Annotated in this window: 7 protein-coding genes; all 7 read left to right on the top strand. The window is 49.3% G+C overall.

Annotated features, from left to right (window positions below; genetic code table 11):
- Window positions 1–171 precede the first annotated feature (171 nt).
- The 7 genes from LKD70_RS13700 (at window position 172) to trpS (ending at window position 7,382) form a co-directional block, all read left to right on the top strand.
- Entirely contained in the window at window positions 172–1,020 is an 849-nt protein-coding gene (locus LKD70_RS13700) for a Cof-type HAD-IIB family hydrolase (protein WP_227708510.1), read from the top strand.
- A complete protein-coding gene (locus LKD70_RS13695; RefSeq protein WP_227708509.1) occupies window positions 1,014–1,841 on the top strand; it encodes an undecaprenyl-diphosphate phosphatase in 828 nt (275 codons plus the stop codon). The genes LKD70_RS13700 and LKD70_RS13695 overlap by 7 nt, the downstream gene beginning before the upstream one ends.
- Before the next feature lie 135 nt (window positions 1,842–1,976).
- Complete coding sequence (gene mutY, locus LKD70_RS13690) at window positions 1,977–3,734, top strand: A/G-specific adenine glycosylase (RefSeq protein ID WP_227708508.1); 1,758 nt, start codon at window positions 1,977–1,979, stop codon at window positions 3,732–3,734.
- A 128-nt stretch (window positions 3,735–3,862) separates the two neighbouring features.
- Complete coding sequence (locus LKD70_RS13685; RefSeq protein ID WP_227708507.1) at window positions 3,863–4,480, top strand: TetR/AcrR family transcriptional regulator; 618 nt, start codon at window positions 3,863–3,865, stop codon at window positions 4,478–4,480.
- A gap of 15 nt (window positions 4,481–4,495) precedes the next feature.
- On the top strand, window positions 4,496–5,449 hold the full coding sequence (locus LKD70_RS13680) for a diacylglycerol/lipid kinase family protein (protein ID WP_227708506.1): 954 nt from the start codon (window positions 4,496–4,498) through the stop codon (window positions 5,447–5,449).
- Between the two features lie 131 nt (window positions 5,450–5,580).
- On the top strand, window positions 5,581–6,267 hold the full coding sequence (locus LKD70_RS13675; RefSeq protein ID WP_227708505.1) for a phosphatase PAP2 family protein: 687 nt from the start codon (window positions 5,581–5,583) through the stop codon (window positions 6,265–6,267).
- A gap of 23 nt (window positions 6,268–6,290) precedes the next feature.
- On the top strand, window positions 6,291–7,382 hold the full coding sequence (gene trpS, locus LKD70_RS13670) for a tryptophan--tRNA ligase (protein WP_227708504.1): 1,092 nt from the start codon (window positions 6,291–6,293) through the stop codon (window positions 7,380–7,382).
- Window positions 7,383–7,441: the final 59 nt, after the last annotated feature.

The raw sequence follows: 7,441 nt of genomic DNA, 5'->3' as shown, positions 1-7,441 counted from the left end.
TGTAGATTCTCATAAATGATTTTTCCTTTCTCTCATACTAACTCTTACGGTTTGTTTTCCGTTGGTTGTCAGTTGCCGGATCATTATTATACTACAAATTGCGTAATTTGGCAAACTCTGATAAAATAAACGAAAAAGCGGCGGAAAACGCGGACTTGGAGAGGGCAGGATATGAGCGGTAAGATAAAAATGATCGGGCTGGATCTGGACGGCACACTTCTGACGGATAAAAAGGAGCTGACGGAACGGTCGAAAGAGGTAATTGCGAAAGCGCTAAGACAGGGAATTATTGTGCTGGTTGCTACGGGCAGACCGTGGACGGGAGTTCCGGAAGAACTGAGAAATTTTCCGGGAATGAGATATGCGCTGACGTCCAACGGCGCGAGGGTCGTGGATACCTATACGGGAAGGGTGATCGAGGAACATCTGCTTTCCCCGGAATTGGCGAAAAAATCATTGGAAATTTGCGGAAAGTATGATACATTACAAGAGGTGTATTTTGACGGGCAGGGCTATGCGGAAGCAGATAAAATGGCTCATGTTGAGAAATATCACAAAAATCCCAATATGTGGGAATATATGAAGGCAACCCGCATTCCGGAAAACGATCTGGCCGGACTGGTGGAGCGGAAGAACAGAGGACTTGACAAGACCCAGGCACTGTTCGCGGATATGGAAGAACGGGGCAGGGCATGGGCAGAGCTGGAAGAAATAAAGGGGCTCGAACTTGTCGGGTCGCTGAAATACAATATCGAGATCAATGCGGCCGGGGTAAATAAGGGGACCGGACTTATCAGTCTGGGAAAGATTCTGGGCATAAAAAGAGAAGAGATTATGGCCTGCGGTGACGGAGATAATGATGCGGTAATGCTCCGCGAAGTGGGCTTGGGCGTTGCCATGGCAAACGCCGAAGAGCAGGTGAAAGCTGCCGCCGATTATATCACGCTGTCAAATGAAGAGGATGGCGTTGCCGGCGCGATTGAAAAATTCGCTCTTGAAGGAGGAAAAGGAGTATGTTAGACGCATTAAAGGTAATTATCTTTGGTATAGTGGAGGGAATCACAGAATGGCTGCCGATCAGCAGTACAGGACATCTTCTCCTGCTGAATGAATTTCTGACGCTCTCCCAGGGAGAGGACTTTTTTGAGATGTTCGAGGTGGTTATCCAGCTCGGCGCGATTCTGGCAGTTGTTGTTATTTATTTCCACAAACTGAATCCGTTTTCTCCGAAAAAGACGCAGAAACAGAAAATGATGACCATACAGATGTGGATCAAAGTGATTATCGGGTGTCTCCCGGCTGCTGTAGTGGGACTCCTTTTCAATGATCTGATTGACAGCGTTCTGTATCACTGGTATGTAGTTGCTGCCACGCTGATTATATATGGTATTCTCTTCATTGTAGTGGAAAATTACCAGAAAGGGAAAGAACCGGCAGTGACGAAAATCTCTCAGCTGACGGTACCGATGCTTCTGATCATTGGTGTTTTCCAGATGCTCGCCCTGATTCCGGGAACATCCCGGTCAGGTGCTACGATCGTGGGAGCGCTGCTCATCGGGGTATCCAGAAGCGTGGCGACAGAGTTTACGTTTTTCCTTGCCATCCCGGTTATGTTCGGGGCGAGTGCGCTGAAACTGATCAAGTATGGGCTTAATTTTACAGGAATGCAGGTGTTCCTTCTGATTCTTGGCATGGCGGTATCGTTTGTCGTGTCGGTGATCGCGATCAAGTTCCTGCTGAAATATATTAAAAATCATGATTTCAAAGTGTTCGGCTACTACAGGATTGTTCTCGGTGTGATCGTATTTCTGTATTTCGGAATTACTGCTCTGCTGGCATAAAGTTTTTGGGAAAACGGCGGAAATACCATGCCATATAATATACACAGAGGCTGCGGCTGCGCTGCGGTCCGGGGGAGAAGTCCCTCCCGGCCGGAGCTGCTGACGCAGCCTCTGTTTCCTGGAGGAGTGTGAAAAATGAAATATGAACGAATACACAGGGCGGTTTTTATAGAGAGACCGAACCGGTTTATTGCCTACGCTGATCTGGGCGGGAAGAAGGAGACGGTTCATGTCAAGAATACAGGAAGATGTGCGGAGCTTCTGATTCCCGGCGCGGCGATCTACATTCAGGAAAGCGACAACCCTGCGAGAAAGACGGGGTGGGATCTCATCGCGGTGGAAAAGGGAGACCGTCTGATCAACATGGATTCCCAGATTCCAAACCGGGTAGTGGAAGAATGGATCAGGGACGGAGGTTTTATCAGCGGCGTCACTGAAGTGAAGCCGGAAAAGACGTATGGAAGTTCCAGGTTTGACCTGTACGCGGAGGCGGGAGAGAGAAAGATCTTTATCGAAGTAAAAGGCGTTACACTGGAAGAAAACGGAGTGTGCCGGTTCCCGGATGCACCAAGTGAGCGCGCGGTAAAGCATCTGGAAGAGCTGATACGGGCCGGAAAAGAAGGATATGAATCCTATGTGATTTTTGTGATTCAGATGAAGGACGTGAAATATTTTACGCCCAATACAGATACACATCCGGAATTTGCGGAGGCTTTAAGAAAAGCGGCGAAAGCCGGAGTACATGTGCTGGCATATGACTGCGATGTGAAACCGGACAGCATCCGGCTGGGACGCCCGGTTGATGTGGTCCTGTCGGATCCCGTTTTAAAGGAATCGGCCGGGGCTCTGGTGGAGTGGTACCGGGCAAACAAAAGAGAGCTTCCGTGGAGAGAGCGGATGGACGCCTACCGGGTGTGGATATCGGAGATCATGCTTCAGCAGACCCGGGTGGAGGCGGTTAAGCCGTATTATGAGCGGTTTTTAAAAGAGCTGCCGGACGTCAGGGCGCTTGCGGAAGCGCCGGAGGACCGGCTTTTAAAACTCTGGGAAGGGCTTGGATACTATAACCGGGCGAGAAGTCTGAAAGAAGCGGCCGGAGAGATCGTGGAAAAATACGGAGGAAAATTCCCCTGTGAATACGATGAGATCCGTGCCCTGAAGGGAATCGGAAACTATACTGCAGGGGCCATCAGCTCTTTTGTCTACAATATCCCGAAGCCGGCGGTGGACGGAAATGTAATGCGTGTCGTGATGCGGGTTACCGCGGACAGCGCGGATATCACAAAGGCTTCGGTGAGATCCGGAATCGAGGAGATGGTAGAGGAGGCGATCCCGCATGAAGCGGCCGGGGATTTCAACCAGAGCCTGATCGAACTCGGGGCTATCGTCTGCCTGCCAAATGGGGAACCGAAGTGCGCAGAGTGTCCTCTGAGGGACGCGTGCAGGGCGCATGCCGCGGGAAATGAGACTGACTACCCGGTCAAGAAGAAGGCGAAGCAGAGGAGAATTGAGAAACGGACTGTTTTTATATTCCGGGATGCTGAGACGATTGCCGTTAGAAAAAGACCGGCCAGAGGCCTGCTCGCGGGGCTGTATGAGTTCCCGAATACAGAGGGACACTTAAGCCGGAAGGAAGCGATTGCATATGCAGGGAAGCTGGGGCTTTCTCCGGTGCGGGTGAGAAAACTTGGAAATGCGAAGCACATTTTCAGCCATGTGGAATGGCATATGACAGGATATGAGATTCTGGTAGATGAACTGGAGAAAAACATGAAAAAGAACAGGAAAGAGAACGTTCTTTTTGCAGGGCTGGATGAGCTGGCAGACAAATACCCCATTCCGTCCGCGTTTGAAGCCTTCCGCAGTGAGATTTTCGGAAACGGCAGAAAGTAATCGAGTCCGTCCTGCCGCATTAACTGAGCTCGCCTTGCTGCATTAACCGAGTCCGCTCTGTTTTCTTGAAACTTCCGGTGAACTGTGGTATACTTTCCTCGACAGAAGAGACAGGAGATAATCGTAAAATGAGCGAAAAAACGGAACTTTCCAGACAGCAGCAGAAATCACGGGAAACCCGGGAGAAAATATTTCAGGCGGCGAAGCGTATTCTTCAGAAAAAGGGCTATGAAGAGCTGTCCATCAAGAATATCTGCGAGGAAGCGGGAGTGTCAAACGGGAGCTTTTATCATCACTTTAAGACAAAGGACGATCTGCTCTCATATTATATCGAAGATCAGCCGCAGATAGATCCGGATCTTCTGGAACTGCCGGAAAATGCTGCGGGGGTAAAAGCGGGCATTATCCGGGTATATATGAATTATGTGAAATACTGCAGAGAGCTGGGGGTAGAATTTATGTCCGGCTATTATGACACAAAAAATCAGGCTCTCAATGCGGCCATCAGGACGGAGCGGCCGTATCCCATCGTAACGGTGCAGACTTATGTTGAGAAGGCGGAGAAAGAGGGGATTGTCCGTCTGAATGTAGAGATCGAGGAGTTTACGACAGATATCCGTATGATCGTAATAGGAAATGTATTTGAGTGGTGCGTGAAACATGGAGATGCTGATTTTGAAGGGAATATGAGCCGTTCCCTCGGAAAATATCTCGACGCAGTGCTCATGGACGGAACAAATGTATAATATGACAGGTGTTTTATGAAACTGTATGAATTTATTGTAAATCCGCAGGCGCGCTCCGGCCTCGGTATGCTTACGTGGAACACGCTGGAGCCGGAGCTGAAAAAACGGCGGTCAGACTACCGTCTCTATCTGACAGAGAGAAAGAAACACGCCGAAAAGATTGCCGCTCAGATCACCGCCGACGGGCAGGAGCACTGCATTGTCGTGCTGGGAGGAGACGGAACGGTAAACGAAGTGATAAACGGAATCCTGGATCCCGGAAAAGTGACGCTTGGGTATATTCCGATCGGATCGAGCAATGACTTCGCGAGGGGCCTTAAACTTCCGGTCCCGGCGGAGAAGGCGCTTGAGGCGATTCTGAATCCGGAGGGTGTGGTGCAGATCGATCTTGGGGTTCTGGAAAAAAACGGGGAGCGGAGACGGTTTGCCGTCAGTGCGGGCGTGGGATTTGACGCGGCCGTGTGCCATGAGGTGTGTGTATCCCGTTGGAAAAGGATTTTAAACAGATTTGGGATGGGAAAGCTTACCTATGCGGTCGTCGCGCTTGACCGCCTGATCAAAGACAAACCGGTGCGCATGACAATAAGGACGGATGACGGGACGGAAAAGACATTTGAGAGAACGTATTTCGCCGCATTTATGAATCTGCCTTTCGAGGGAGGCGGATTTAAGTTCTGCCCGGAGGCTTCTCCGAAGGACGGCATGCTGGATGTGGTTGTTGCCCACGATCTGACGCCGCTTAAAATTCTTTTTCTGCTTCCGCTGGCGCTCCTCGGAAAACATACGGGATTCCGGGAAGTCACGATTTTCCGATGCAGAAGAGCCGGGATTTTCACGGAAAAACCGCTGGCGCTTCACACGGACGGGGAACCGGAATTTCCGAGAAAAGCGGTTGCGATGGAGATATCAGGAGAGCGCCTGAGCGTGATCGGGGGAACGAAAGCGGCGGCAAATCGAAAGATTTCTTAAATGTTTTGTGAAGACAGTTGTTGAGCACTATAAATCATGCTATAATCGATGCAATCAAGGGAATGAAGAGGGAATAAAGAACAGGAAAACGAGAACGTCATATTGGAATATAATTAAAAGGGGCATCATTTATGAAGGCAAAAAGAAAACTTGCTTATCTGGCAAAAAAATACAGACATGCATGGGTGTTTTTGTATGTTCCTGTATATATGATCTGGTTTCTCTGGCTGGAACAGCATGTGACTTCACAATATCATGTGATTCAGACAGAGTTTGACGAAAGAATTCCGTTTATCGAGTATTTTATCATCCCGTATCTGCTTTGGTTTGCGTTTATATGTGTTGCATTTCTGTACTTTTTCTTTACGGATGTACCGGGATTTTACAGGCTGGCACAGATCATGTTTACGGGAATGACTATTTTTCTTGTTATATCAACGATTTTCCCGAATGGCCAGAATCTTCGGCCGGTCGTTTTTGAGAGAGACAATATTTTTGTGAATATGGTCAGGATACTGTACCGTGCGGATACGAGTACGAATGTGTTCCCGAGTCTGCATGTGTTTAACTCGCTGTGTGTATGCATTGCGGTGAATAAAAGCGAGGCCCTGCAGAAACATCAGGTTATCAGTTTCTTCACATATGTGCTGGCAGCGCTTATCATACTGGCCACGGTATTTTTGAAACAGCATTCGGTAGTGGATGTGATCGGAGCGTTCTGTATGGCGTATGTGCTGTACCTGTTCGTCTATGTGATGGAGAGAAAGCGCGTTCCGGGAACTGTGCGGATGAAGCGTCCGCTTTTGCAGAATAAGTAAGGCAATCAGGAGGAAAAAGAGAGATGAAGAAGATCATGCTTACAGGGGACCGGCCCACAGGAAGACTTCATGTGGGGCATTATGTGGGATCCTTAAGGCGAAGAGTTGAACTTCAGAATACGGGGGACTTTGATGACATTTTTATTATGATCGCAGATGCGCAGGCGCTGACGGACAATGCGGATAATCCGGAGAAAGTACGTCAGAATATCATAGAAGTAGCGCTTGACTATCTCGCGTGCGGGCTGGATCCGGAGAAATCCACGCTGCTTATCCAGTCGCAGATACCGGAGCTGTGCGAGCTTTCATTCTACTATATGAACCTTGTCACAGTGTCCAGGCTGCAGCGCAATCCGACGGTGAAGTCAGAGATTCAGATGAGAAATTTCGAGGCGAGCATCCCGGTCGGATTCTTTACGTATCCGATCAGCCAGGCAGCGGATATCACGGCGTTCAAGGCGACGGTTGTTCCGGTAGGAGAGGATCAGATGCCGATGCTGGAACAGACGAAGGAGATCGTCCACAAGTTTAATTCCGTGTACGGGGAAACGCTTGTTGAACCGAAGATCCTTCTCCCGGACAATGAAGCGTGCATGCGGCTTCCGGGAATCGACGGCAAGGCAAAGATGAGCAAGTCGCTGAACAACTGTATCTATCTTTCCGAGGAACCGGAAGATATCAAGAAAAAAGTGTTCAGCATGTTTACGGATCCGACCCACATCCGCGTCGAGGATCCGGGCAAACTGGAAGGCAATACCGTGTTCACCTATCTGGACGCGTTCTGCAGGCCGGAGTATTTCCCGGAATTCCTTCCGGAGTACGCAAACCTTGACGAACTGAAAGACCACTACAAGAGAGGCGGTCTGGGCGATATGAAGGTGAAGCGGTTCTTAAACAATGTGCTTCAGGCGGAGCTTGAGCCGATCCGGAACAGAAGAAAAGAGTTCCAGAAAGACATTCCCGCTGTGTACGAGATCCTGAAAAAGGGAAGCGAGAAAGCGGAGAAAGTGGCAGCTCAGACACTCAGCGAAGTCAAGGCGGCTATGAAGATCAATTACTTTGACGATGAAGAGCTGATCCGGGTTCAGTCAGAGATGTTTACAGAGAAAAATTAAACTTTTATACGAAAAATATGCGCCGCAGCTTGGCCTGTGCCGGTGAAGGGAAAGAACCC

The sequence above is a fragment of the Ruminococcus turbiniformis genome, from assembly GCF_020687545.1.
GTDB lineage: Bacteria > Bacillota > Clostridia > Lachnospirales > Lachnospiraceae > Mediterraneibacter > Mediterraneibacter turbiniformis.
The sequence above is the reverse complement of the archived record's forward strand: the minus strand, read 5'-3'. Positions and strand labels throughout refer to the sequence as shown.